Here is a 24,919-nt window from a genome sequence, read left to right as displayed (position 1 = left end):
CACCGAGCACACCTCAGGAGGCCACCATGACCCTGCCCCACCACCCCATGGCCGTCGTAGGCGCCGGACTGGGCGGGCTCGCCCTCGCCCGGGTCCTGCACGTGCACGGCATCGAGGCGGCCGTCTTCGACCTCGACGTCTCACCCGAGGCCCGCACCCAGGGCGGCATGCTCGACATCCACGACGAGTCCGGGCAGGAGGCCCTGCGCGCCGCCGGACTGCACGAGCGGTTCCTCGCGCGGGTCCTCCCGGGCGGCCAGGAGCTGCGGGTCCTCGACAAGGACGCCGTGGTCCGCATGGCCGAGGCCGACGACGGCACCGGCGGACGGCCCGAGATCGACCGCGGCGCGCTGCGCGACCTGCTGCTGGACTCGCTGCCGCAGGGCACGATCCGCTGGGGCGCGAAGGTCACCGCGGCCCGCCCGCTCGGCGGCGGCCGGCACGAGGTCGTGCTCGCGGACGGCAGCGGGTTCACCACGGACCTCCTGGTCGGCGCGGACGGCGCCTGGTCCCGGATCCGCCCGCTGCTCTCCCCCGCCCAACCCGCCTACACGGGCGTCTCGTTCGTCGAGGCGGACCTGCTGGAGGCCGAACTGCGGCACCCGGTGGGCGCGGAGGTCGTCGGCGGCGGCATGCTCTTCGCGCTCGCGCCCGGGCGGGGCTTCCTCGCCCACCGCGAGAGCGACGGCAGCCTGCACGTGTACGTCGCCGTGGTGGCCCCCGAGGAGTGGCTGAACGGCATCGACTTCGGCGACACCGAGGCGGCCAGGGCGGCCGTACTGGAGCACTTCGCGGACTGGGACAAGAGCCTGCGGTCGCTGGTCGCGGACGCGGACGGCGCGCTGGTGCCGCGGCGCATCCACGCCCTGCCGGTCGGCCACCGCTGGGACCGGGTCCCCGGTGTCACGCTGCTCGGCGACGCCGCCCACCTGATGTCGCCGTTCGCGGGCGAGGGCGCCAACCTGGCGCTGCTCGACGGCGCCGAACTGGGCCTGGCCATCGCCGCGCACCCCGGCGCGACCGAGGCGGCGCTGGCCGCCTACGAGGAGCGGCTGTTCCCGCGCGGCGAGGCGGCCGCGGCCGCCTCCGCACGCGGCATCGAGCTGCTGTTCGGCGCCGACGCCCCGCAGGGGCTGATCGACATGTTCACCGCCGGCGGCTGAACGGGGCTCGGCGGGACGGATTCGTACCCGCGGACGACCGCGCAACCGTCACGCGGACGACCGCGCCCCCGTCATCCTGCCGCCTCCGTGCCCGTCACGCGGGCGACGAGGTCGAGCCAGCCGGCCTCCAGCCGCTCCAGGGGCATCCCGCACTCCCGGGTCAGATGGAGGATCAGGGCGGGGTCGAGGCGGCTCATCAGCGTGTGGGCGAGGAGCTCGCAGTCGGCGTCCGGCTGAACCTGCCGGAGCAGCACCATGACGTGCGTGTGCAGCGCCCGGACCGAGGGGTGGGAGAACCGGCGGGCCCCGTCCGCCTGGGCCGCCAGCTGCAGGTCCAGCTGCTCGGCCGTGCGGTAGAGCACCGCCACGCCGAACGCCCGCAGCCGCTCGACCGGCGGTGCGCCGGGCCCCAGCGGCGGCGGCCCGCAGAGGAAGTCCGCCTGCAGCTTCTTCGCCGAATGGTCCAGCAGCGCCGTGAGCAGGCCGGTGCGGTCGCCGAAGCGGCGGAAGACCGTCCCCTTGCCCACCTCGGCCGCGGCGGCCACCGCCTCCATGGTGACCCCGGCCGCTCCGTGCTCCGCGACCAGCCGGGCGGCCGCCTCCAGCAGCCGGGCACGGTTGCGGGCCGCGTCGGCACGCAGGCACGGCTCGTCGGGCGCGGAGCCGACCTCCAGCAACTGGGGTGTTTCGACGGGCTCCTGGGGCTGCTTCGGGAAGGGCGGCAGGGCGCTGGACATGAAGACAGCGTAAAGCACGGGAAGAAAACTGGACCGCGGTCCGCTTGGGGTGCTAGAAACTAAGCGGACCCCGGTCCGGATGTAGCGGCAGTGTTTCACCCCCCTTGGAGTTCCCCATGTCTGTTCGTATCCTCGCGCTCGTCGGCAGCCTCCGCGCCGGTTCGCACAACCGCCAGCTCGCCGAGGCGGCCGTCAAGGTCGCTCCGGAGGGCTCCGAGGTCAACGTCTACGAGGGCCTCGCCGAGATCCCCTTCTACAACGAGGACCTCGACGTCGAGGGCAGCGTGCCGGCCGCCGCCGCGCGTCTGCGTGAGGCCGCCCAGGCCGCCGACGCGTTCCTGCTCTTCTCCCCCGAGTACAACGGCACGATCCCGGCCGTCCTGAAGAACGCCATCGACTGGCTGTCCCGCCCGTACGGCGCCGGCGCCTTCGGCGGCAAGCCCGTCGCCGTGATCGGCACCGCCTTCGGCCAGTACGGCGGCGTGTGGGCCCAGGACGAGGCCCGCAAGGCCGTGGGCATCGCCGGCGGCAAGGTGATCGAGGACATCAAGCTCTCCATCCCCGGTTCCGTGACCCGCTTCGCCGAGACCCACCCGGTCGACGACGCCGAGGTCGCCGCGCAGCTGACCGAGGTCGTCGCGCGCCTGCACGGCAACGTGGGCGCGGCCGCCTGATCCGGGCCCCCGCACACCGAAGGGGCCGGAGCTCACCGAGCTCCGGCCCCTTCGCGCCGCCCGCTCCCGCCTCGGCCACCGGATCCCGCCCTCGCCCGGCGCCCCCGACCGCCCCGGCCCTACCTGGCCTCGTCAGTCGAGGTCGGCCAGCCGGCGCACGGCAGGCGCGGCGAACCGCTCGATCCACTCGGCCGTCTCGCCCAGGCGCGGCGCCAGGATCACCGTGTCGATGCCGAGCTTCGCGTACCCGTCGATGTCGCGCAGGAAGGCGTCGAGGTCGCCGGTGGTGGCGGGGTCGCCGGTGTAGGCGAAGGTCTTGCGGACGGTGTCGTAGTCACGGCCGACCGCGTCGCAGTGCCCGCGCAGCACCGCCAGCTTGTGCCGCAGTTCCTCGGGGGACGAGGGGATCAGGTTGCAGGCGTCCGCGTACTGGGCGACCAGCCGGAGCGTCTTCTTCTCTCCCCCGCCGCCGATCATGATCTCCGGGTGCGGCGCGCTCACCGGCGCCGGTACGCACAGGGTCTCGGCGAGCCGGTAGTGCCGGCCCTCGAAGGGGCCGTTGTCCCGCGGGTCCCACATCTGCAGGCAGATCCGCAGGGTCTCCTCCAGCCGCTCGAACCGCTCGGCCAGCGGCGGGTAGGGCACGTCGAGCCCGTGGTGCTCGCGGTCGTACCAGGCCGCCCCGATGCCGAGTGTGGCCCGGCCGCCGGACAGCACGTCGAGGGTGGTGGCGATCTTGGCGAGCAGCCCTGGATGGCGGTACGTCACTCCGGTCACCAGCGCGCCGAGCCGGACCGTGGAGGTGTGGCCGGCGAGGTAGCCCAGCGTCGTGTAGGCCTCCAGCATCGGTGCCTCGGCGCCGCCGTTGAACTCCATCTGGAAGTAGTGGTCCATCACCGACAGCCAGCTCACGCCCGCCGCCTCGGCCGCGGCACCCGCGGCGGCCAGTTCGCCGCCGAGCGCGGGCCCGCCGCCAAAGTGGTCGAACCGGTTGATGTGCACGCCCACGCGCATGTCCGTCTCCTCGCGCCCGGATTCTCGCCGTCGCACACGAAGCTAGGGCCTGTCCGGCGGATCAGGTCGGAGTTGGTCAACGGCGCCAGTACAGCACAGGTGAGCGGGGCTTGGCGCGTGCAGCTGCAAGGCGGAGGAGGGCGGCGACGCGGAGCGTCGGCAACCGACGACAACGCCGCAGATGGGCGTGCCAAGCCCCGCGTCTCCGGCATGATCCGACTGACAGGCCCTAGGACTTCGAGTGCTCTCGAAGTCAACCGGCGCCCGGTTGCGCGGCGAGTGTGTCGCCCAGGGGAGTGCGTCGGTAGAGCACGCGCCGCCCGTCGCGGGCGCGGGTCACCAGTCCGGTGCCGTGCAGTACCCGCAGATGCTGGGAGACGGCGCTCGGTGTCACCCCGAGGCGGCGGGCGAGCTCCACCGTCGGGAGGGGCTCGGCCAGCAGACGCAGGACGGTCGTCCGGGGCGCGCCGAGCAGGGCGGCGAGCGCCGAGGCGTCGGGGCCGGGTCGCGGTTCCCAGAGGGTGGCGGCGCCCCGGCCGGGGTAGGCGACCATCGGCGCCTCGGCGGCGCTGATCGGCGGCGCGGGCTTGTGCGCGAACAGTGACGGGACAAGTCTCAACCCCCGCCCCGACGCGTCCACTTGATGGTGGCCGATCATCTTGTCGACGGTCAGCACGCTGTCCCGCCAGCGCAGGTTCGGGTGCAGGTCGACGAAGAGCAGCCGCGCGCCGCCCATGGCCAACTGCCGGGCGCGATAGGTGATGTCGCCCTCCAGCACGAGCCGCATCCGGGGCCAGTGCGGCAGCAGGGCCTCCGCCCAGTAGCGGCTCAGCACCGCGCAGAGGGCGTCGACCAGGTCCCGCACGACCGCGTCACCGGGTGCCGCGGCCTGCCGCAGGGCGTGCGGGAGAGGCCGGGGCGCGTGGGCGGCGAGCAGGTCGCGCCGTACGACCTCCACCGGGGTGGCCCGTACGGCGGCCAGCTCGTCCTCGAACGCGGGCGCGAAGTCCGTCGGGCGGGGCGTCAGGAAATCGGGCAGCGCCAGGGTGTCGCCCACCAGGGCGGACAGCAGCGGCAGATCGGCCGGGTCGAGGGTGCCGAGGACGCGGGCGCGCCACCGGGCGTGCAGCGGGTAGAGGGCGGGGGCACGCAGCGCGCGCAGGCTGCCCATGACCTCGGACAGCGGAGAGATCGCGAACCGGGTGTCCGCGAGATCCTCGGCACCGAGCCGGAAGCCGATCATGTAGCCCCCGTCTTCATTCTTTGGCAACCGCCCGTCCGTGCCCTGGACTTCGACGCATGACGGATCACATCCACCGGCAGGCTACTGCGGCCGCGCCCGTGTCGTCCCGGGTGATCGCCCTGCTGGCGCTCGCCTGCGGGGTCGCGGTCGGCAACGTGTACTTCCCGCAGACCATCGGCCCGCTCGCCGCCGCGGGCCTGCACGTCTCCCCCGACGCGGCCACCTCCGTGGTCACCGCGACCCAGTTCGGCTACGCGGCGGGCATCTTCCTGCTGGTCCCGCTCGGTGACCGGTTCCCGCACCGCCCGCTGCTCGTCACCCTGCTCGCGCTGACCGGCCTCGGACTGGCCGTCGCGGCCGCCGCGCCCGGGCTGCCGCTCCTCCTCGACGCGAGCGCCCTGGTCGGTGTCACCACGGTGATCGCCCCGCTGGCCGGGCCGCTGGCGGCCGGTCTGGTCCCCGAAGGGCGGCGCGGGGTGGTCGGCGGCACCCTGCTGAGCGGCGCCATCGCGGGCATGCTGCTGTCCCGCGCGATCGGCGGCACGCTCGGCGAACGGCTGGGCTGGCGGGCTCCGTACGTCCTGGCCGCCCTGCTCTCCCTGACGGTCGCCGCGCTCCTGGCCCGTACGCTCCCGGCCACGGCGCCCTCCGCCGGGGACCGCTACCCGGCCCTGCTCGCCGAGCCGTTGCGCCTGCTGCGCGCCGAGCCCCCACTGCGCCGTTCCTGCCTCTACCAGGCCTCGGTGTTCGCCGGATTCTCCGCCGTGTGGACCGGCGTCGCGCTGCTGCTGACCGGCCCCGTGTACGGCATGGGCGCGGACGCCGTCGGACTGCTCGCGCTGGTCAACGCGGCGACGATGCTGGTCACGCCGGTCGCCGGACGTCAGGTGGACCGGCGGGGCCCGGACGCGGTGAACCTCGTGTGCTTCCTGGGGGTGGCCGTCTCGGCGGCGGTGCTGGCGTGCGGCGGGGTCGGCGGCGCGGCGGGGCTGACGGCCCTGGTGGTGGGCACGCTGCTGCTCGACGTCGGGATGCAGTCCGGCATGGTCGCCAACCAGGTGCGCGTCTACGCCCTGGGTGCCGAGTTCCGCAGCCGCCTCAACACCGCCTATATGACGTGCGCCTACCTCGGTGGCAGTCTGGGCTCCTGGCTCGGCGCCCGCGCCTACGCCGCCTTCGCCTGGCCGGGGGTGTGCGCCCTGGTGGCCGTCCTCACCGCCGTGGCCCTCGGCCGGCACCTGGCGAGCCTGCGGAGTCCGACGCGGCGGACGGGGCAGACGGGTCGGGACGAGGCCACCCGCCGGACGGCGGGCGGCTTCCGCCGTCCGGCGGCGCCCGGTTCGCCCGCCGCGCGCGGAAGATGACTGATGTCCCAGTGGCCAACAGGAGGAGATGCCATGAGCTCGGCCCCGCCCCCGTTCGACCCGGAACTCGCCGCCTCGCTGGAGTTGATCAAGGACGTGGTCTCGCCGGGCTTCACCCCGGACGAGATCGACACCGTCCGGCAGGGCGCCGCGAGCGGGGGGCTCATGCCGCTCGACCTCACCCTGGGCGGCGCGTTCGAGGTGGCGGACCGGGTCGTCCCAGGGCCCCGGGGCGCGCCCGACATCTCCCTGCTGATCTGCCGCCCCACCGCCCCGGCCACCGTCGGCCCGCTGCCGGTCGTCTACCAGGTGCACGGCGGCGGAATGGTCCTCGGCGACAACAGGTTCGGCCTGGACAGTCCGTTGGAGTGGGCGAGGGAACTGGACGCGGTGGTGGTGTCGGTGGAGTACCGGCTGGCGCCGGAGCATCCGCACCCGGCCCCGATCGACGACGTCCACGCGGGTCTGCTGTGGACGGCCGCGCACGCCGAGGAGTTCGGCGCCGACCCGGAACGGATCGTGATCGCCGGGACCAGCGCGGGAGGCGGCCTCGCCGCGGCACTGGCCCTGCGGTTGCGGGACGAGGAAGGGCCGCGGGCCATCGGGCAGATGCTGATGTGCCCGATGCTCGACGACCGCAACGACACGCCGTCCACCCATCAGATGGCGGGGCTAGGTGTCTGGGACCGTACGGCCAACGAGACCGGCTGGAGCGCGCTGCTCGGCGACGCGCGGGGCGGGCCGGACGTGTCGCCGTACGCCGCCCCGGCCCGCGCCACGGACCTGTCCGGTCTGCCGCCCGCCTTCCTGGACGTCGGATCCGCGGAGACCTTCCGCGACGAGGTCGTCGCCTACGCCTCGCGCCTGTGGCAGGCCGGCGGCGTGGCCGAACTCCACGTCTGGCCGGGCGGCTTCCACGGTTTCGACGGCTTCGCCCCGCAGGCGGCGCTGTCGCAGGCGGCGCGTGCGGCGCAACTGGACTGGCTGCGCAGGCTGCTGGCGCAATAGGCGCGGGCCCGGTCAGCCCTGGGCCGGGTCAGCCCTGGGCCGGAGGGCTCGCCGCGGCGGCCTGCTTGATCGCCTCGCGGATCCGGGCGTAGGTGCCACAGCGGCACACGTTCTCGATGCGGTCGATGTCGGCGTCGGTCGGGTGGGACGTCCTCTTCAGCAGAGCGGCCGCGGCCATGATCTGCCCGGGCTGGCAGAAGCCGCACTGCGCCACGTCGCGGTCGATCCAGGCCTGTTGGACGGGGTGCAGGGTGTCCCCGTCGGCCAGCCCCTCGATGGTGGTGACGGTCCGGTCGGCGCAGTCCGCGACGGGCACGACGCAGGGCTGGATCTCCGCGCCGTCGAGATGGCTGGTGCAGGCGCGGCAGACGCCCACCCCGCAGCCGTACTTGGGGCCGGTGACGCCGAGCAGGTCGCGCAGCACCCACAGCAGCGGCATGTCGTCGGGTGCCTCGACGGTGACGGGTTTTCCGTTGAGGACGAAGGAGTACGAACGCATCGGGGCCTTCTCGGAAGTCGATCAGATGGGGAGTTCGATCAGGAGCTGATCGCCAGCGATCGGCGGCGATCAGAAATGGATCAGAAGTTGAGCGGGAAGCGGCGGGGCCTGGTGCCGGTCGCGCGGGCGTACGCGTTGGCGACGGCTCCGGCCGCGGCCGGCACGCCGAGTTCGCCCGCGCCGCCCGGCTCGCCGTGGGAGGGCATGACGTGCGCCTCGAAGCGCAGCGGTGCCTGTCCCTGACGGGCGTAGCGGAAGTCGGCGAAGCTGCCCTCGCGGACGGCGCCCCGGTCGATGTGCAGGCCGGCCTGCAGGACGGTGGAGATCCCGTCCATCGCCGTGCCCATCAACTGGGCTTCCAGGCCTCGCGGGTTGACGCACGTGCCGACGTCCGCCGCCATGACCACCTTGGTCACCCGGGGCTTCTTCGGGTCGGTGGCGTCGATCTCGACGAGGCAGGCCACGCAGGAGCCGTACTCCTCGTGGACGGCCACGCCCTGGCCGGTGCCGGTGGGCATGGCGCGGCCCCAGTGACCGGCGGCGGCGACCTTGTCGAGTACGGCCTTCACCGCCTTGCTCCGCAGCGTGGTGCGCCGGAAGGCGACCGGGTCCTTGCCCAGGGCGCGGGCGACCTCGTCGACGACGACCTCCTCGGCCGTCCGCATCGTGCCGGAGTCCACCGACCGCCAGGCGCCCAGCGGGATCGGCAGCTGGATCCCGCCCGAATTCCCGCCGACGCGGCCGAAGTTGTACAGGCCGCTGTCGCTGGGCAGCGGGCCGGCGGCGCGGGTGACGCCGCCCTGCGCGGCCAGGCCCTTCCCGTCGAACGACTCGCCCACCGAGGCCATCAGGTGCTCGAAGGCCACCACCCGACCGCCCGAGACGCTCGCCCGGATCCGGTGGTGGCTGGCCGGGCGCATCCGGCCGTGCCGGATGTCGTCGGCGCGGGTCCACATCAGTTTCACCGGGCGGCGGGCCGCCTTCGAGATCAGGGCCGCCTCGATCGCGGCGTCGAAGTTCAGCCGCCGTCCGAACGAGCCGCCGCCGCGCACGACATGCACCCGGACCTTGGACGCGGGCAGCCCGACCGTCTGGGCTAGGCTGTCGCGCGCGTCCATCGGTGTCTGCGTGGAGAACCAGAACTCCGCGCGGTCGGCGCGGACGTCCGCGACCGCCGTCAGCACCTCCATCGGGGCGTGGCTGACGAACGCGAACTCGAACTCGCCCTGCACCTGTGTCGATCCGCGCGGCGGCGTGGAGGACCGGGGGACGGCGGCCTTCAGCCGGGACCGGATCGCGGCGTCCGAGAGCGGCGCGAGCGGGCCCGGGGCCCAGGTGATGCGCAGCGCGTCCCTGGCCTTCAGGGCGTAGTGGAAGGACTCGGCGACCACGGCGACCGTGCCGGCGGTCTTGACGATCGCGAGGACGCCGGGCATGGCCCGGGCCGCCGTGTCGTCGACCGAGACCAGTTTGCCCCTGACCGTCGGCGGCCGGGCCACCACGGTGGGCTTCGCCCCGGCCGCCGGCAGGTCGCCCGCGAACCTGGCCCGGCCGGTGACGATGTCCCGTGCGTCGATCCGGTTCGTCGGCCGGCCGATCACCCGGTGCCGGGAGGCCGGCTTGGGCTTGTCGGAGACGGCCGGGTGGCGGATCCGGGCGGCGGCCTCGGTGAGCGCGCCGAAGGTGGCGTTGCGCCCGTCCGGCGCGACGACCCGGCCGTTCCAGGTGCGCAGGGTCCGCGCGGGCAGGTGCCACCGCTGGGCGGCCGCGGTCACCAGCTTGGCGCGGGCCGTGGCGGCGAGGTGCCGGGCCGGTCCGTACAGCGAACTGACCGAGTTGGAACCGCCGGTGTACTGGTTGCCCTTGGTCCGGGCGTCGGCGAGTGGGATGTCGACGTCGGCGAGCCGGGCGTCGAGCTCCTCGGCGATCATCATGGCGACCGCGGTGGTGATGCCCTGGCCGACCTCGACGCGCGGCAGCCGGACGACCACCTTGTTCTGCGCCGTGACCTCCAGGACGAGCATCTCCTCGTCGGTGCCGGTCACCAGGACGTCGGAGGCTCGCGCGCCCTCGGCGCCCTGGGCGGACGGGGAGTCGCAGGCGAGCGGCGCGGCGACCGTGAGGGTGGTCGCGGCCAGCGTGTAGACCATGAATCTCCGGCGGGACAGCCCGCCGTGCCGCTCGGGCGCGGTGCCGTCGTTGAGGTCCAACCGAGGACTCCTGTCGATTGTCTGTGCGTCGGTCGGTGCGTCGCGACTCGGTTCTCGACAGGTATGAGGGTTCCACCTCATGCTCGGTTGCGTGCCGGGCCCGGTCTCCTCGAACGGTGTGCGGATGACGGATGATGGGCCGTATGAAGGAGCTGGCCGGGCGCCTGGCCGCGGTGGATCCGGATGCCGGGGCCGCCGTCCGGGTCATCGCCTACTTCGACCGTCTGACCGAGACCCGGGCCGGTCTGGAGGCGCTGGTGCGCGGCGCCGCCGTCCTGTCGGGCTGTCCCGCGCGGCTCGTCGACGCCGAGCGGCGGGTCGGGATGCGGGTGGAGCCGGACGGGCGGCGGGTTGCGGCGGACGGGCTGCCGGACCCGGGCTGGCCGTCCGCGCCCCTGGTTCCGGGCGGGCCGCCGGCGCTGTGGCTGGAGCGGGCGCCGGCCGGGCCGAGCGTGGTCGACGCGGTGATCCTGGAGCGGGCGGCCTCGGCGGTACGGTCCGTGCTGGACCGCACCCGGGGCCGCGCCCCGGCCCCGCCGGTCGACGATCCGGCGCTGGTCGAGACGGTGCTGGACGCCACGGCCCCCGTACGGACCCGGCTGCACGCGGCCCGCGGCCTCGGCCTGGACACGGCCGACCCGGCGGCCCGGGCCCGCGTCGTCGTCACACCCCAGGGTCCGCCGCGGATCCGGGCCGCCACCGGGGACACCGCACGGGGCCGGGCGGCCGGCCTGGACCTGCCGCCCGGCCGGGTGGGCATCGGCCCGGCCGTCCCCCTGCCGGAGCTCCCCCGCTCCTGGGCCGCCGCCCGCACCGCCCTGCGGTTCACCGCCGAAGGGAGCGCGCAGGACCCGGGGCAACGGGTCGTCCGCGCCGAGGAGTTGGGCGGCATCGCCCTGCTCGCCGACCTCGTCGCGCCCGGTGCCGCGCCGCCCCCCGACGTCCTGGCCGTCGAGGCCGCGGCGGCTGACGCGCCCTGGATGCTGCGCACGCTGCACGCGGTCGTGTCGACGCCGAGCCTGCGGGCGGCCGCCGCCGAGGCCGGCGTGCACCACTCCACGCTCCAGGACCGGCTGACCCACGCCGAACACCTGCTGGGCTGGCCGGTACGGTCCCCGCAGGGCCGGTTCCGGCTGCAACTGGCCCTGGCCATGCGGCACTTGGCGCGCGGTCAGGCGCCGTCCGCAGCGGTCGACGGCGGCTAGTAGACGTCCCGCACGTACCTGCGGTCGGCGGCGAGCTGCTTGACGTACGCCGCCGCCGCGTCCTCGGTGAGGCCGCCGTGGAGCACGGCGATGTCACGGAGAGCCCGGTCGACGTCCTTGGCCATGCGGGAGGCGTCGCCGCAGACGTAGAAGTGGGCGCCGTCCTGGAGCCAGGACCACAGCAGGGGGCCGTGTTCGCGCATCCGGTCCTGGACGTAGACCTTGGCGCGCTGGTCGCGGGAGAACGCGGTGTCGAGGCGGTCGAGGGCGCCCTCGGCGAGGAAGCCGGTCAGCTCCTGCTCGTAGTAGAAGTCGGTGGCCCGGTGCTGTTCGCCGAAGAACAGCCAGTTGGGCGCCCGATGGCCGCGCGCCCGGCGTTCGTGCAGGAACCCGAGGAAGGGGGCGACGCCGGTGCCGGGGCCGACCATCACCATGGGTGTCGACGGGTCGGCGGGCGGCCGGAAGTGCGCCGACCGCTGGATGTGCACCGGTACGGCCGTGCCGGGTTCGGCGTCGGCGAGGAAGGGGGAGCAGACGCCTTGCCGGGAGCGGCCGTGCAGGTTCTCGTACCGGACGACGGAGACGGTCACCGACACCAGGTGGGGGTCGGTCAGCGGGCTGGAGGAGATCGAGTAAAGGCGGGGCTGCAGGCGGCCCAGGACCGCGGCCCACTCGGGCGCGCCCGCCCGGGCGCCGAACTCGCCGACCACGTCCACCGCCTGGCGGCCCCAGGACCACTTGGCCAGCTCGCCCTTGTTGTCCGGGCGCAGCAGTTTCCGCAGCTCGCGCGGGTCGCGGGTCCGGTCGGCGACGAAGCGCAGCAGGTCCGGGGTGATCCGGGTGATGTCCAGATGGCGCAGGAGCGCCTCGCCGAGGGCGACCTCGCCCACGTCCGCGACCTCGACCGGCGCGTGTGCGTCCAGGCCGGTGACGGTCAGCCACTCGTCCACCATTGAAGGGGAGTTGAGCGGTCGTACGCCGAGAGCGTCCCCGGCTTCGTAGACGAGCGGTGTCTCGCTGTCGCGGGTGTCGAAGGTGAAGCGGCGCACCTCCTTGCCCGCGCCCGGCAGGCTCAGCAGCCGGTTGCCGGTGAGGCGGGCGGTGACCGGGGCGGGGCGGGGACGGCGCGGCGGCGCGGTCGGCGTCGATGTGGGCGCCTGGGCCGGGCCCGCCGAGGTGTCCTTGAGGGCGGTGAGCACCTGGTCGAACCAGTCCTCGGCCGCACTCTCGTAGTCCGGTTCGCAGTCGGTGCGCGGTGCCAGCCGGACCGCGCCGAGCTCGTCGAGGCGGTGGTCGAGACGGCGGCCGTGGCCGCAGAAGTCGTCGTACGACGAGTCCCCGAAGGCCAGGACCGCGTAGCGGCGTCCCTCCAGGCGATCGGCGCCGGGCGCGGCCAGGGTGTCCCAGAAGCCGGTGCCGTTGTCGGGGGCGTCGCCGTCGCCGAAGGTGCTGGTGATGAGCAGCAGATCGGCGTCGGAGGGCAGCGCGGCGGGGTCGGCCTCGTCCATGGCGACCAGGGCCGGGGCATGGCCGTGGGCGGTGAGCCGCTCCGCGGTGCTGGCGGCGAACTCCTCGGCGTTGCCGGTCTGGGAGGCCCACAGGATCACGATCTGCCGCCCGGGCACCGGATGCGTGACCGGGGCGGAGACGGCACGGGAGTACATGCCGGCGAGGGTGCCGTTCACCCACCGGGCGTGCTCGGGGCTGAAGGGGGCGTCCGGGGGCAGGACGGGCACGCCGGGGGCTCCGACCGGGATTCCGGCGAGGAAGCCGACCAGGTACTGCCGTTCGGGCTCGGTCAGGACGGGCGGGGGCGTGGCGGCGAGGCCGAAGACGGCGCCGGCGGCGGACGGGGAGGGCGGAGGGGACGAGGCCGCGTGGACGGCGGCCGACAGGAGCCCCGGCGGCGCGGCACCCGGTTCGAGGCCCAGCGCTCCGGGCCCGTGGCCCGCTGCCCCGGAGCCCGGCTCGGGACCCGCTCCCACGGCCGTCGGCGGCCGCACGGTCACCGGCGTGTTGACCTTCGTCAGCGAGACCGCGCACACCTTCAGCTCCGGCTGGAAGGACAGCGGGTCGACGGCGTCGCTGGTCACCGCGTTGACGCTCAGGTACTCCCCGAACAGGTCGTTCCAGTGGAAGGGCGCGAAGCAGCAGCCGGGCAGCACCCGGTCGGTGACCACGGCGGGCAGCACGGCCCGTCCGCGCCGTGAGGCGACCTCGACCGAGTCCCCGTCGGCGATGCCGAGACCGGCCGCGTCCTGCGGATGCACCTCCACGAAGGGCCCGGGGTTGAGCTTGTTGAGCTTGGGCACCTTCGCCGTCTTGGTGAGGGTGTGCCACTGGTGCTGGAGGCGGCCGGTGTTGAGAAGGAACGGGTAGTCGTCGTCCGGCAGTTCGGCCGGCGGGACGTGCGGGCGGGCGTGGAAGACGGCCCGGCCGCCGGGGGTGGGGAAGGTGAGGGAGCCGTCCGCCTCGACGTACCGGACGGGGTTGCGGGCGGGGCCGTCGGGGGTCGGCGCGGGCCACTGGACGGGGGTGGAGCGCAGCCGCTCGTAGGTCACGCCCCGCAGGTCGTAGCCGGTCTTGGGGTTGTGGGCGCGCTTGATCTCCTCGAAGACCTGCTCGGCGCTGTCGTACGCGAACCCCTCGTAGCCCATCGCGCGGGCGACGGCGGCGATGATCCGCCAGTCGGCCGTGGCCTCGCCGGGCGGGTCGGCGGCGGGCCGGGCGAGGGTGAGGTTGCGCTCGCTGTTGACGAGGACGCCCTCCGTCTCGGTCCACAGGGCGCCGGGCAGGACGACGTCGGCGTACGCGTTGGTCTCGGTGTCGGTGAAGACGTCCTGGGTGACGACGAACTCGGCGGCCTCCAGGCCCTCGATGACCGTCTTGCGGTTGCCGACGGAGGCGACCGGGTTGGTGCAGATGATCCAGCACGCCTTGATGTCGCCGTCGGCCATCCTGCGGAACATGTCGACGGTGCCCTGGCCGACTCCGTCGGCGCGGACCGTGCCCGGGGGCAGCTCCCACAGGTCCTCGGCGAAGGCGCGGTCGGCGTCGACGAGGACGGAGCGCTGTCCGGGCAGCCCCGGCCCCATGTAGCCCATCTCCCGTCCGCCCATGGCGTTGGGCTGGCCGGTGAGGGAGAAGGGCCCGCTGCCGGGGCGGCAGATCGCGCCGGTGGCGAGGTGCAGGTTGATCAGGGCGTTGGTGTTCCAGGTGCCGTGCGTGGACTGGTTGAGGCCCATGGTCCAGCAGCTGGTCCACTCCCCCGCCTCGCCGATCAGCCGGGCGGCCTCGCGCAGGTCGGCCTCCGGGATGCCGGTGAGCTCCGCCACGGTGGCGGGCGGGTAGTCGGCGAGGAACTCGGGCATCGCCTCCCAGCCCTCGGTGTGGGCGGCGATGAAGGCGGGGTCGGTGCGGCCGTTCTCGTGCAGGAGGTACAGCAGGCCGTTGAGCAGGGCGAGGTCGGTGCCCGGCCTGATGCGCAGGAACAGGTCGGCCTTGGCGGCGGTGGCGGTGTGCCGGGGGTCGACGACGATCAGCTTGGCGCCGGCCGACTTGATCCGGTCCATCATGCGCAGGAAGAGGATCGGGTGGCAGTCGGCCATGTTCGAGCCGATGACCAGGAACAGGTCGGCGTGGTCGAAGTCCTCGTACGAGCCGGGCGGGCCGTCCGCGCCCAGCGACAGCTTGTAGCCGGTGGCGGCACTGGCCATGCACAGCCGGGAGTTGGACTCGATCAGGTTGGTGCGGATGTAGCCCTTGGCCAGCTTGGTCGCCAGGTACTGCGCCTCCAGGCTCAGCTGCCCGGAGACGTAGAGCGCGACCGCGTCCGGTCCGTGCTCGTCGATGATCGCCCGCAGCCGCCGCGCGGTCTCCGAGACCGCCGTGTCCAGCCCGGTGGGCACCGCCTCCTCGCCCCGCTCGGGCCGCAGCAGGGCGGTGGTGAGCCGGCCGGGGGCACTGAGCATGTCGGCCGTGGTGGCGCCCTTGGTGCACAGCCGGCCGGCGTTCACCGGGTGCTCCTTGTCGCCGGACGCCTTGAGCACCGTACGGCGGCCGTCCGGTCCCCGTCCGATGTCGAGGACCATGCCGCAGCCCACTCCGCAGTACGAGCACACCGTGCGTACGGTCGACCCGTCCTCGGTGAGCGAGTCCGGCGGGGCCACGGGCGCCTCCTGTCCGCTGATCGGCCTGTTCCGTCCCAGCCGACCTTAGGAAGGGCTGATTACGCGGACGTCACCTCGGCTGATCATCGGGAGTTAAGCGCACCGCACAGGGCCCCGCCGGGCGGTGTGAGCGGACCGGTTCAGGCCCAGGCCGGCGAGTAGCCGGCCGTCCGATATCTCAGACACAGTTCGAGAAATCGGTCAGACCCCCAGCGGGAGGCAGGTGCACGTCAATGTCTTCAACATGGCTGGATGACACCTGTGCGAAACCTGTACTCCGCCCCCGGTCCGGACGTTACCGTTCGGTAGACAACGTGCTCACGGAGGTGTCCCGCAATGACGCTCGACCGTTCCGCAGGCCTGGCGGAGTCCGCTCGCGCACTGGCCGAAGGGGAAGTGACGTCCCGTGCGCTCGTCGAGCGGACGCTGGCGCGGATCGAGGCCACCCAGGGGACCCTGAACGCCTTCCGGATCGTCCGCGCCGAGGCCGCGCTCGCCGAAGCGGACGCCGCCGACCGGGAGTTGGCGTCCGGAGCGCGGCGGCCGCTGCTCGGGGTGCCGGTGGCGGTCAAGGACGACATGGACGTGGCGGGCGAGCCGACCGCCTTCGGCTGCCCGGGCGAGTACCCGCCGGTGGCCGAGGACGGCGAGGCGGTACGACGGCTGCGCGCGGCCGGTGCCGTGATCGTCGGCAAGACGAACACCTGCGAGCTCGGCCAGTGGCCGTTCACCGAGGGACCCGCCTTCGGCGACACCCGCAACCCGTGGAACGGGGAGCACACCCCGGGCGGCTCGTCCGGCGGTTCGGCGGCGGCGGTGGCCGCCGGTCTGGTGCCGGCCGCGCTCGGCTCCGACGGCGCCGGATCGGTCCGCATCCCGGCCTCCTGGACCCACCTGATCGGTATCAAGCCACAGCGCGGCCGCATCTCGACCTGGCCGCGCGGCGAGTCCTTCCAGGGCATCACGGTCAACGGCACGCTGGCCCGGACGGTCGCCGACGCGGCGCTGCTCCTCGACGCGGCGAGCGGCAACCACGCGCGGGATCCCCACCGGCCCCCGGCCCTGAGCGCCTCGGAGGCGGTCGGCCGCGAACCCGGGCGGCTGCGCATCGCGCTCTCCCTGAAGCCGCCGTTCACCGCGGTACCCGCGCGGCTGCGGCCACAGGTGAAGGCCCGGATCCTCGAACTCGCCGGGAAACTGGCCGCGTTGGGGCACACGGTCGAGGAGGCGGATCCGCCGTACGGACAGATCGGGCTGACCTTCGTCCCCCGGGCCACCGTCGGACTCGCCGAGCACGTCAGCGAGGCACCGCACCCCGCGCTGCTCGACCGGCGCACCCGCGACGCGGCCCGGCTGGGCCGGCTGCTCGGCGGGGCCCCGCTGCGGGTGGCCCGGCGCGCGGAGGCGACGCTGCACCGGCGCATCGGCGCGTTCTTCGGGACGTACGACGTGATGCTCGCCCCGACGACAGCCGCTCCCCCGCCCCGCATCGGCGCGATGCTCCCGCTGGGCGGTATGGCCACCGACCGCGCCATGATCGCCGCCTGCCCGTACGCCTGGCCGTGGAACGTCCTCGGCTGGCCCGGGGTGAACGTCCCGGCCGGCTTCGTCGACGGGGGTCTGCCGGTCGGCGCCCAGCTCCTCGGCCCGGCGAACAGCGAGACCCTGCTGCTCTCCCTCGCCGCCCAGTTGGAGGCGGAGCTGCGCTGGCACGAGCTGTGGCCGCCGCGGCATCTCGCCACGGATTCCCCGGCGGCCTGAGGCCCTTGGGCACGTACCCTGTGACCATGGACGATGCGTCGTTGGTCGGGCTCATGGGGCGGGTCACGGGGACGATCGGGCCCGGGCTCGTCGGCGAGGTGATCGTCCGGGTGCGCGGGGGTGCGGAGCACTTCCTCGCGTACGCCGCGGACGGACGCGGCCGGATCGAGTGCGGAACGGTGGTCATGGTGGTGGAACACCTGCCGCCGAGAACGGTCTACGTCACCGCCGCCTACGACAATTGAGCGTGCTCCGCCGCAGGTGAGAAGCCGGTATCAAGATTGCGACAAGGAACCGTCAGCGTCTTCACCCGGGCCTTGCACGGGAGCACACTCCCTTCGTTCGGTGCCGAAAGGGCACCATGCAAAGGGGGCGTATGCCGATGGTTGTCGGCGTCGTTGCGGGAGTGGTGGTCGTTGCCGCTCTCGCGTTGATCGGTCTCTTCAAGATGATGTGGCGGGTCGCCGAACCGAACGAGGCGCTCATCATCTCCGGTTCGAAGCACCGGACCGAGGGTCTTGAGGAGGGCATGGGATTTCGCATCGTCACCGGGCGCGGCACGCTGGTGCTGCCCGGTGTGCAGGCGGTGCGCAAGCTCTCCCTGGACCTGAACGAGACCGAGCTGCAAGTGGACTGCGTGACGCACCAGGGCATTCCGCTCAAGGTGCGGGGCGTGGTCATCTTCAAGGTCGGCGACGACTTCGTGTCGATCGCCAATGCCGCCCGCCGTTTCCTCGACCAGCAGAAGCTGATGTCGGAGCGGGTGCACAACGTCTTCGCCGGTCATCTGCGCTCCATCGTGGGCGGGTTGACCGTCGAGGACATGATCCGCGACCGGGAGAAGCTCACGGGGCAGACCCGGGCGGCCTGTGGCACGGAGATGGAGAAGCTCGGCCTGATCGTCGACTCGCTGCAGATCCACGAGATCGAGGACCCGACGGGGTACATCCAGAACCTGTCCATGCCGCACGCGGCGGCCGTGCAGCGGGACGCGCGCATCGCGCAGGCGGAGGCGAATCGTCTCGCCACCGAGGCGGAGCAGCAGTCCTACGCCCGGATGGCGGAGGCCACCCGGGACAGCGAGATCCTCCAGGCCGGCTACCAGGCCGAGCGGGACAAGGCGGGGGCCAAGGCCCGCCAGGCCGGTCCCCTCGCCGACGCGGCCGCCCGGCAGGAGGTCGTGGTCCAGGAGACGCGGGTCGCCGAACTGGAGGCCCACCGGCGCGAGCAGCAGCTCCAGGCGGACGTGCGCAAGCCCGCCGATGCCCGGGCCTACGAGAAGCGCACGCTGGCCGAGGCCGAGCGCGACGCCCGGATCTCGGCCGCGCAGGCCAAGGCAAAGGAAACGGAGCTCGCGGCGGCGGCCGAGGCGACCCGGGTCAAGACGGCCGCGGGTGCCGAGGCCGAGGCGACCAAGACCCGTGGTGCCGCCAGCGCGGCGGCCACCCGGGCCACCGGTGAGGCCGAGGCCGCCTCCGCCCAGGCGAAGGGTCTGGCGGAGGCCGAGGCGACCAAGGCCAAGGGTCTCGCCGAGGCGGAGGCCATCAAGGCACGCGCCTTTGCCCTCGCCGAGAACCAGGAGGCGGTCGTCGCCCAGCAACTCGCCGAGAACTGGCCGGAGATCGTCCGGGCGGGCGCGTCCGCGTTCGGCAATGTGGACAACATGGTGCTGCTCAACGGCGCCGACGGTATGTCCGAACTGTTCGCGAAGGCGCTCACCATGGGCGGTACCGGTCTGGGCCTGGCCCGGCAGCTGCTCGCCTCGATGAACCAGAACGGGCAGACCCCGTCCGGGACTTCGTCCCTCAACGGGGTCGCGACGCCGCCGCCGTCCCAGAAGGTGCCGGTGGAGAAGGAGTAGAGGTGGTGACGCACTGACGCGGTTCACGGGAGCACCCTCTAAGGTGCCCCCGTGACTGCGTTTACCGAAGAGAACGTCCCCGGCCGCCAAGGCCCCACCGCGACCACCGAGGCCGACCCCCGCGAGGTGGGCCGGGTGCGCACCGAGTACTCGCCCGCGCACGACGGCGACCCGGATCCCGGCGAGATCGTGTGGACCTGGGTGCCCTTCGAGGAGAACGACGGGCGGGGCAAGGACCGGCCGGTCCTCGTCGTCGCCCGGGAGGCCGCCGGAACGTTTCTCGCGGTGCAGCTGTCCAGCAAGCGGCACGACGGCGACCGGGAGTGGGTGGCGATCGGCAGCGGTCCCTGGGACCGCACGGGGCGCGACTCCTGGGTGGACGTGGACCGGGTGCTCCGGCTGCACGAGGAGGGCATGCGCCGCGAGGCCTGCGCCCTGGACCGGGGCCGGTTCAACCTGGTCAGGCACCGGCTCCACGAGCGCTACGGCTGGAGCTGAGGCTCCCCGAAGGCCCGTACGAAGGCCTCGCGCACCACGGCCCCCGGCGTGCGGTCCAAGATCCCGAACACCACGTGCTCGAAGGTCCCCGCGAACCGGCCGCCGGGGCCGATCAGCGCCCGGAAGGCGCCCGCGACCTGGGCAGGGTCGTTCTGGAAGACCCCGCAGCCCCAGGCGCCCAGCACCAGTCGCCGATAGCCGTGCGCCGCGGCGGTCTCCAGCACCCGCTCGGCGCGCACCGCGAGGGCTCGCGGCAGTTCGGGCGTCCGCTCCGGGGTCGTGCGCCGCACGACCCCGGCGTTCGGGGCGGCCGCCGTCAGGAAACCGGCCGAGAACGGCTCGGCCAGCAGACTGCCGCGGTCGTCCCGGAAGACGGGCACGGCGGGTGAGTGGATGACACGGTCCGTGTAGAACGGGTCGCGATGGGCGCGGTGGTGGTCGTAGAACTCCCGGGCCCGCAGCAGGCAGGTGTACAGGGCCGAGGCGCGGCACAGGGCCTCTTCCTGGGCCTGGGCGCCATTGAGGTAGCCGCCGCCGGGATTGCGGGCCGAGGCGAAGTTCAGCACGGCGACCGGTTCTTCGAGGCGGCGGGCCGCCTCCAGGCTGCTCTCCCCGGTGACCTCGACGACCGTGGCCGTCCCGGGCACGTCCGGGACCGGGACCGGGTCGGGCCCGTACATCCGCGTGCCCTCGCACGCGGCGTCGATCGCCGCGGCCAGGGACACCTCGCGGCCGCCGGGCGCGTGGTACGCCCCGGCCGCCACGATCCGTTCGGTTTCCTGCGCGATGCCGCGCAGCCGCGCGCTCATGGCGCAACCCCCGTGTGCGCCACGACCGCGCGCCGCGCGGCTTCCCCCGTCGTGCTCATGAACGCATCGTGAGCGATGCTGGTCCTCAGGTGCAACAGAGTTTTCCGGCCCCGGAAACGCCCGGGAAACGGAGATTACGTATCGCGAACGCGCCGAAGCGCACCCTTGTGCGAATCGGCGCGAGCGTCTTGGGTGGGACGAGTGCCTCCGAGCCGGCCTTGTCGAACACCGGAGCGGTGGCATCGCGGAATCTCTGAGAGGATCCCGATATGTCCGATTCGGTACGTGACTGTGGCGACTGTACGGATTCCCGTACGGCCGTCACCGAGGCCGAAGTGGAGGCCCTGGTCCGGGGCATCTGCTTCAAGACGGGCCCGCCCAGGTGTCTCGGGGTCGAAGTGGAATGGCTCGTCCACGAGCTGCGCCGGCCGCAGCTCCCCGTCACACCCGAACGACTCGAAGCGGCCTATGCCGCACTGCGCACCGTGCCCCTGGGGTCGGCGCTCACCGTGGAGCCCGGCGGCCAGCTGGAGCTGAGCTCGCCGCCCGCCGCCTCCCTGATGGAGTGCATCGGCACCGTCTCCGCCGACCTGGACGCCGTGCGCGCCGTACTGGCCGAGGACGGCCTCGGCCTCGTCGGCTTCGGCCACGACCCGTGGCACGCTCCCCGCCGTTTCCTGCGCCGGCCGCGCTACGACGCCATGGAGACCTGCCTGGACCGTACCGGCACGGCGGGCCGCCACATGATGTGCTCGTCGGCCTCCGTGCAGGTGTGCGTGGACGCCGGACACGAGGAGCCCGGCCCGCTGGGCCACGGGCGCCGCTGGTGGCTGGCCCACCAGCTGGGCCCGGTCCTGGTGGCCGCGTTCGCCAACTCCCCGCTGGTCGGTCACCGGCCCACGGGCTGGCGGTCCACCCGGCAGCTGCACTGGACGGAGATCGGCCCGGACCGGGCGGGCGCTCCCCCGCTGAACGGGGACCCGCGCGGGGCCTGGGCGCGGCACGTGCTGGACGCCCCGGTGATGTGCGTACGCCGGGACGACGGCGCGTGGGACGTGCCCGAGGGGCTCACCCTGCGGGACTGGACCCGGTCGGGCGTGCCCCGGCCGCCGACGCGCGAGGACGTGGACTACCACCTCACGACGCTGTTCCCGCCGGTCAGACCGCGCGGCCACCTGGAGCTGCGCATGATCGACGCACAGCCCGGCGACGACGGGTGGATCGTGCCGCTCGCGGTGACGGCGGCGCTGTTCGACGACCCGGAGGCCGCCGAGACGGCCTACCGCACCGTGAAACCGCTGGCCGAGCGGGCCCTGAACCTGCCCGCTCCGCACAACCCGCTGTGGATCGACGCGGCCCGGGACGGGCTGGGCGACCCCGAGCTGGGCGAGGCAGCCACGGTCTGTTTCGCGGCGGCACTTCAGGCCCTGCCCCGGCTCGGCGCCACACCCGAGGTCACGGGCGCCGTCGCGGCGTACATCGACCGCTATGTCGCGAGGGGCCGCTGCCCCGCCGACGACCTGCTGGACCGTGTGCGCGGCACGCGTCTCCCCCCGTCCCGGCTTCGCTCGACCAGGGGCACCTCCACCATCCACGGGAAGGACATCCGCACATGACCGCCCCCGAACTCGACGCCGAGGACCTGCGCCGGCGCGCGCTGGCCTCGCTCCTCACCGCCCGCGACCGCACCACCCTGCTCACCAGTTGCGTCGAGGACCCCGATCTCACCGCCCAGCACTCGCCGTTGATGTCCCCGCTGGTGTGGGACCTCGCCCACATCGGCAACCAGGAAGAGCTGTGGCTGCTGCGCACGGTCGGCGGCCGGGAGCCGATGCGGCCCGAGATCGACAGCCTGTACGACGCGTTCGAGCACCCGCGGTCCGAACGGCCCTCGCTGCCGCTGCTGGCGCCCGCCGAGGCCCGCCGGTACGCGGCCGACGTGCGCGGCCGGGCACTGGACCTGCTGGAGAGCACGGCCCTGCACGGCACGCGGCTGACCGAGGCGGGCTTCGCCTTCGGGATGATCGCGCAGCACGAACAGCAGCACGACGAGACGATGCTGATCACCCATCAGCTGCGCAAGGGGCCGCAGGCCCTGACCGCCCCGGACCCGGACCCGGCACCGCCGTTCACCGGCCCCACCGAAGTCCTGATACCCGGCGGCCCGTTCACCATGGGCACCTCCACCGAACCCTGGGCGCTGGACAACGAACGCCCCGCGCACCGGCGCGAGGTGGCGCCCTTCCACATCGACACCGCCCCGGTGACGAACCGCCGGTACCAGGCGTTCATCAAGGACGGCGGCTACGAGGACGAGCGCTGGTGGGCGCCGGAGGGTTGGGCGCACATCCGGCAGCACGCCATCACCGCGCCGCTGTTCTGGCGCCGGGAGGGCGGGCAGTGGCTGCGGCGCCACTTCGGCGCCACCGAGGTCGTCCCGCCCGACGAGCCGGTGCTGCACGTGTGCTGGTACGAGGCCGACGCGTACGCCCGCTGGGCCGGACGCCGGCTGCCCACCGAGGCGGAGTGGGAGAAGGCGGCCCGCCACGACCCCGCCGCCGACCGCTCGACGCGCTATCCGTGGGGCGACGCGGATCCGGCGCCGGAGCACGCCAACCTGGGCCAGCGGCACCTGCGGCCGGCGCCCGCGGGCAGCTACCCGGCCGGCGCGTCCCCGCTGGGCGTACGGCAGTTGATCGGTGACGTGTGGGAGTGGACGGCGAGCGACTTCCTGCCGTACCCGGGCTTCACCGCCTTCCCGTACAAGGAGTACTCGGAGGTGTTCTTCGGGCCCGAGTACAAGGTGCTGCGCGGCGGTTCGTTCGCCGTGGACCAGGTGGCCTGCCGGGGCACGTTCCGCAACTGGGACTATCCGATCCGCCGACAGATCTTCTCCGGCTTCCGCACCGCCCGCTCGGGGGCCGTCTGATGTGCCGTCATCTGGCCTACCTGGGCCCCGAGGAGCCGCTCGGCCGACTGCTCGTGGAGCCCCCGTACGGCCTGTACCGCCAGTCGTGGGCACCGCGCCGGCAGCGCTACGGGACGGTCAACGCCGACGGATTCGGGGTGGGCTGGTACGCGGCGGACGATCCCGTGCCCGCCCGCTACCGGCGGACCGGCCCGATCTGGGCGGACCCGTCCTTCACCGACCTGGCCCGGGTCGTGCGCACCGGCGCGCTGCTCGCCGCGGTGCGGGACGCGACCCTGCCGGGCGCGGACGGGGAGGCCGCGGCGGCCCCGTTCGCCGCGGGCCGCTGGCTGTTCAGCCACAACGGCGCCGTCGCGGACTGGCCGCGGTCGATGGCGCCCCTGGTCCCCGGGCTGCCCGCGGTGGACCTGCTGTCGATGGAGGCGCGCACCGACTCGGCGTTCGTCTGGGCCCTCGTCCTGCACCGGCTGCACGCCGGGGACGAGCCCGGGCAGGCCCTGGCCCACACGGTCCGCGCGGTCGCCGAGGCGGCCCCCGCGTCCCGGCTCAACCTGCTGCTCACCGACGGCGAGACCATCACCGCCACCGCCTGGGGCGACACCCTCTGGCACCGCACGGAGCCCGGCCGTCTCACGGTCGTCGCCTCCGAGCCGTACGACGACGATCCGCACTGGCAGAAGGTGCCCGACCGCACGCTGCTCTCGGCGAGCCGAACCGGCGTGCGGCTCGCCCCGGTCGAGGACCGGGCACCCTCCCCCACCCTCGACTCCGTTCGAGCGGGGGAATCCCCATCCCCGAAGGAGCCCTGTACGTGAGCCCGCTGTACGTCACCCGCACACTCCCCGAGGACGCGACGGACGCCGCGCTGCGCGCCGATGTCCGAAGCGGCCTCACCGCCACTCCCAAGACGCTGCCGCCGAAGTGGTTCTACGACGCCCGGGGCAGTGAGCTGTTCGACAAGATCACCGAACTGCCCGAGTACTACCCGACGCGGGCCGAGCGCGAGATCCTCGACGTCCGGTCCGGCGAGATCGCGGCGGCCGCCCGCGCCCGCACGCTGGTGGAACTGGGCTCCGGCTCCTCCGAGAAGACCCGCTACCTGATCGACGCGCTCACCGGCCTGGACACCTACGTGCCGGTCGACGTCAGCGAGAGCGCGCTCACCCGGGCCGGGCAGTCGCTCGTCGAGGAGCGGCCCGGGCTCGCCGTGCACGCCCTGATCGCCGACTTCACCGGCCAGCTGACCCTGCCCGCGACGCCCGGCCCCCGGCTGATCGCCTTCCTGGGCGGCACGATCGGCAACCTGCTGCCCGCCGAACGGGCCGAGTTCCTCGCCTCCGTACGACAGTTGATGTCACCGGGCGACAGCCTGCTGCTGGGCACGGACCTGGTCAAGGACGAGCGGGTCCTGGTGCGGGCGTACGACGACGCGGCCGGGGTGACCGCCGAGTTCAACAAGAACGTGCTGGCCGTGATCAACCGGGAGTTGGGCGCCGACTTCGATCCGGACGCCTTCGAGCATGTGGCGCGGTGGGACGCGGAGCACGAGTGGATCGAGATGCGGCTGCGGTCGCTCACGGAGCAGTCCGTGAAGGTTCCGGCGCTCGAACTCGCCGTCGACTTCGCGGCGGGCGAGGAACTGCGCACCGAGGTGTCCGCGAAGTTCCGCAGGGACGGTGTCGCCGCCGAACTCGCCGGAGCGGGGCTGGAGCTGACCCACTGGTGGACGGACGCGGAGGGCCGGTTCGCGCTGTCGCTGAGCACGGTCCGGTGAG

General features: G+C 73.7%; 20 protein-coding genes. 13 read left to right on the top strand and 7 right to left on the bottom strand.

The features are described 5' to 3' along the window. Positions 1–26: 26 nt before the first annotated feature. Complete coding sequence (locus IPZ69_RS04505; RefSeq protein WP_235452374.1) at positions 27–1,163, top strand: FAD-dependent oxidoreductase; 1,137 nt, start codon at positions 27–29, stop codon at positions 1,161–1,163. 71 nt (positions 1,164–1,234) lie between these two features. Here IPZ69_RS04505 and IPZ69_RS04500 read toward each other — a convergent pair whose 3' ends face one another. Further along, a complete protein-coding gene (locus IPZ69_RS04500) occupies positions 1,235–1,918 on the bottom strand; it encodes a TetR/AcrR family transcriptional regulator (RefSeq protein WP_235452373.1) in 684 nt (227 codons plus the stop codon). Between the two features lie 98 nt (positions 1,919–2,016). Between IPZ69_RS04500 and IPZ69_RS04495 the strand changes: the two genes are divergently transcribed. Beyond that, positions 2,017–2,574, top strand: coding sequence for an NADPH-dependent FMN reductase (locus IPZ69_RS04495; protein WP_235452372.1), 558 nt, complete (start codon positions 2,017–2,019; stop codon positions 2,572–2,574). A 132-nt stretch (positions 2,575–2,706) separates the two neighbouring features. On the opposite strand, the gene IPZ69_RS04490 is transcribed toward IPZ69_RS04495, so the two are convergent. Both IPZ69_RS04490 and IPZ69_RS04485 read right to left on the bottom strand, forming a co-directional pair. Next, entirely contained in the window at positions 2,707–3,588 is an 882-nt protein-coding gene (locus tag IPZ69_RS04490) for an LLM class F420-dependent oxidoreductase (RefSeq protein WP_235452371.1), read from the bottom strand. 253 nt (positions 3,589–3,841) lie between these two features. Further along, positions 3,842–4,831 carry an ArsR/SmtB family transcription factor gene (locus IPZ69_RS04485; protein ID WP_235452553.1) on the bottom strand — a complete coding sequence of 330 codons (990 nt, stop codon included), beginning with the start codon at positions 4,829–4,831 and terminating at the stop codon, positions 3,842–3,844. 56 nt (positions 4,832–4,887) lie between these two features. Between IPZ69_RS04485 and IPZ69_RS04480 the strand changes: the two genes are divergently transcribed. Both IPZ69_RS04480 and IPZ69_RS04475 read left to right on the top strand, forming a co-directional pair. Then, on the top strand, positions 4,888–6,195 hold the full coding sequence (locus tag IPZ69_RS04480) for an MFS transporter (RefSeq protein ID WP_235452370.1): 1,308 nt from the start codon (positions 4,888–4,890) through the stop codon (positions 6,193–6,195). 33 nt (positions 6,196–6,228) lie between these two features. Further along, positions 6,229–7,203, top strand: a complete 975-nt coding sequence (locus IPZ69_RS04475; protein ID WP_235452369.1) for an alpha/beta hydrolase — start codon at positions 6,229–6,231, stop codon at positions 7,201–7,203. Positions 7,204–7,231: 28 nt separating this feature from the next. Here IPZ69_RS04475 and IPZ69_RS04470 read toward each other — a convergent pair whose 3' ends face one another. After that, positions 7,232–7,702, bottom strand: a complete 471-nt coding sequence (locus tag IPZ69_RS04470) for a (2Fe-2S)-binding protein (RefSeq protein WP_235452368.1) — start codon at positions 7,700–7,702, stop codon at positions 7,232–7,234. A gap of 80 nt (positions 7,703–7,782) precedes the next feature. Further along, entirely contained in the window at positions 7,783–9,852 is a 2,070-nt protein-coding gene (locus IPZ69_RS04465; RefSeq protein ID WP_235452551.1) for a xanthine dehydrogenase family protein molybdopterin-binding subunit, read from the bottom strand. Positions 9,853–10,055: 203 nt separating this feature from the next. Between IPZ69_RS04465 and IPZ69_RS04460 the strand changes: the two genes are divergently transcribed. Continuing rightward, the gene (locus IPZ69_RS04460) at positions 10,056–11,117 is read left to right on the top strand and encodes a helix-turn-helix domain-containing protein (protein ID WP_235452367.1); all 1,062 of its coding nucleotides are present in this window, start codon (positions 10,056–10,058) and stop codon (positions 11,115–11,117) included. Here IPZ69_RS04460 and IPZ69_RS04455 read toward each other — a convergent pair. After that, positions 11,114–15,208 (bottom strand): molybdopterin-dependent oxidoreductase, encoded by a 4,095-nt coding sequence (locus IPZ69_RS04455; RefSeq protein WP_235452549.1) that lies wholly within the window; start codon positions 15,206–15,208, stop codon positions 11,114–11,116. The genes IPZ69_RS04460 and IPZ69_RS04455 overlap by 4 nt on opposite strands. Before the next feature lie 414 nt (positions 15,209–15,622). On the opposite strand from IPZ69_RS04455, the gene IPZ69_RS04450 reads away from it, so the two are divergent. The 4 genes from IPZ69_RS04450 to IPZ69_RS04435 all read left to right on the top strand — a co-directional run bounded on the left by IPZ69_RS04450 (position 15,623) and on the right by IPZ69_RS04435 (position 19,406). After that, on the top strand, positions 15,623–17,047 hold the full coding sequence (locus IPZ69_RS04450; RefSeq protein ID WP_235452365.1) for an amidase: 1,425 nt from the start codon (positions 15,623–15,625) through the stop codon (positions 17,045–17,047). Between the two features lie 26 nt (positions 17,048–17,073). Then, a complete protein-coding gene (locus tag IPZ69_RS04445; RefSeq protein WP_235452363.1) occupies positions 17,074–17,292 on the top strand; it encodes a hypothetical protein in 219 nt (72 codons plus the stop codon). Positions 17,293–17,423: 131 nt separating this feature from the next. Further along, positions 17,424–18,908, top strand: coding sequence for a flotillin family protein (locus IPZ69_RS04440; RefSeq protein ID WP_235452361.1), 1,485 nt, complete (start codon positions 17,424–17,426; stop codon positions 18,906–18,908). Between the two features lie 51 nt (positions 18,909–18,959). Further along, positions 18,960–19,406 carry a type II toxin-antitoxin system PemK/MazF family toxin gene (locus IPZ69_RS04435; protein ID WP_235452358.1) on the top strand — a complete coding sequence of 149 codons (447 nt, stop codon included), beginning with the start codon at positions 18,960–18,962 and terminating at the stop codon, positions 19,404–19,406. Here IPZ69_RS04435 and IPZ69_RS04430 read toward each other — a convergent pair. Further along, positions 19,391–20,215 carry a TIGR02452 family protein gene (locus IPZ69_RS04430; protein ID WP_235452356.1) on the bottom strand — a complete coding sequence of 275 codons (825 nt, stop codon included), beginning with the start codon at positions 20,213–20,215 and terminating at the stop codon, positions 19,391–19,393. The genes IPZ69_RS04435 and IPZ69_RS04430 overlap by 16 nt on opposite strands. A gap of 269 nt (positions 20,216–20,484) precedes the next feature. Between IPZ69_RS04430 and egtA the strand changes: the two genes are divergently transcribed. From egtA to egtD, 4 genes are read left to right on the top strand one after another with little or no spacing between them, the layout of a single operon-like run. Continuing rightward, entirely contained in the window at positions 20,485–21,831 is a 1,347-nt protein-coding gene (egtA, locus tag IPZ69_RS04425; protein ID WP_235452354.1) for an ergothioneine biosynthesis glutamate--cysteine ligase EgtA, read from the top strand. Continuing rightward, complete coding sequence (gene egtB / locus IPZ69_RS04420; RefSeq protein ID WP_235452352.1) at positions 21,828–23,144, top strand: ergothioneine biosynthesis protein EgtB; 1,317 nt, start codon at positions 21,828–21,830, stop codon at positions 23,142–23,144. The genes egtA and egtB overlap by 4 nt, the downstream gene beginning before the upstream one ends. Then, entirely contained in the window at positions 23,144–23,959 is an 816-nt protein-coding gene (egtC, locus tag IPZ69_RS04415; RefSeq protein WP_235452351.1) for an ergothioneine biosynthesis protein EgtC, read from the top strand. Before egtB ends, egtC begins: the two co-directional genes overlap by 1 nt. After that, positions 23,956–24,918 carry an L-histidine N(alpha)-methyltransferase gene (gene egtD, locus IPZ69_RS04410; protein WP_235452350.1) on the top strand — a complete coding sequence of 321 codons (963 nt, stop codon included), beginning with the start codon at positions 23,956–23,958 and terminating at the stop codon, positions 24,916–24,918. The genes egtC and egtD overlap by 4 nt, the downstream gene beginning before the upstream one ends. Position 24,919 lies beyond the last annotated feature (1 nt).

The organism is Streptomyces olivochromogenes (assembly GCF_021538895.1).
GTDB lineage: Bacteria > Actinomycetota > Actinomycetes > Streptomycetales > Streptomycetaceae > Streptomyces > Streptomyces olivochromogenes_A.
This window is presented reverse-complemented; position numbering and strand designations above follow the sequence as displayed.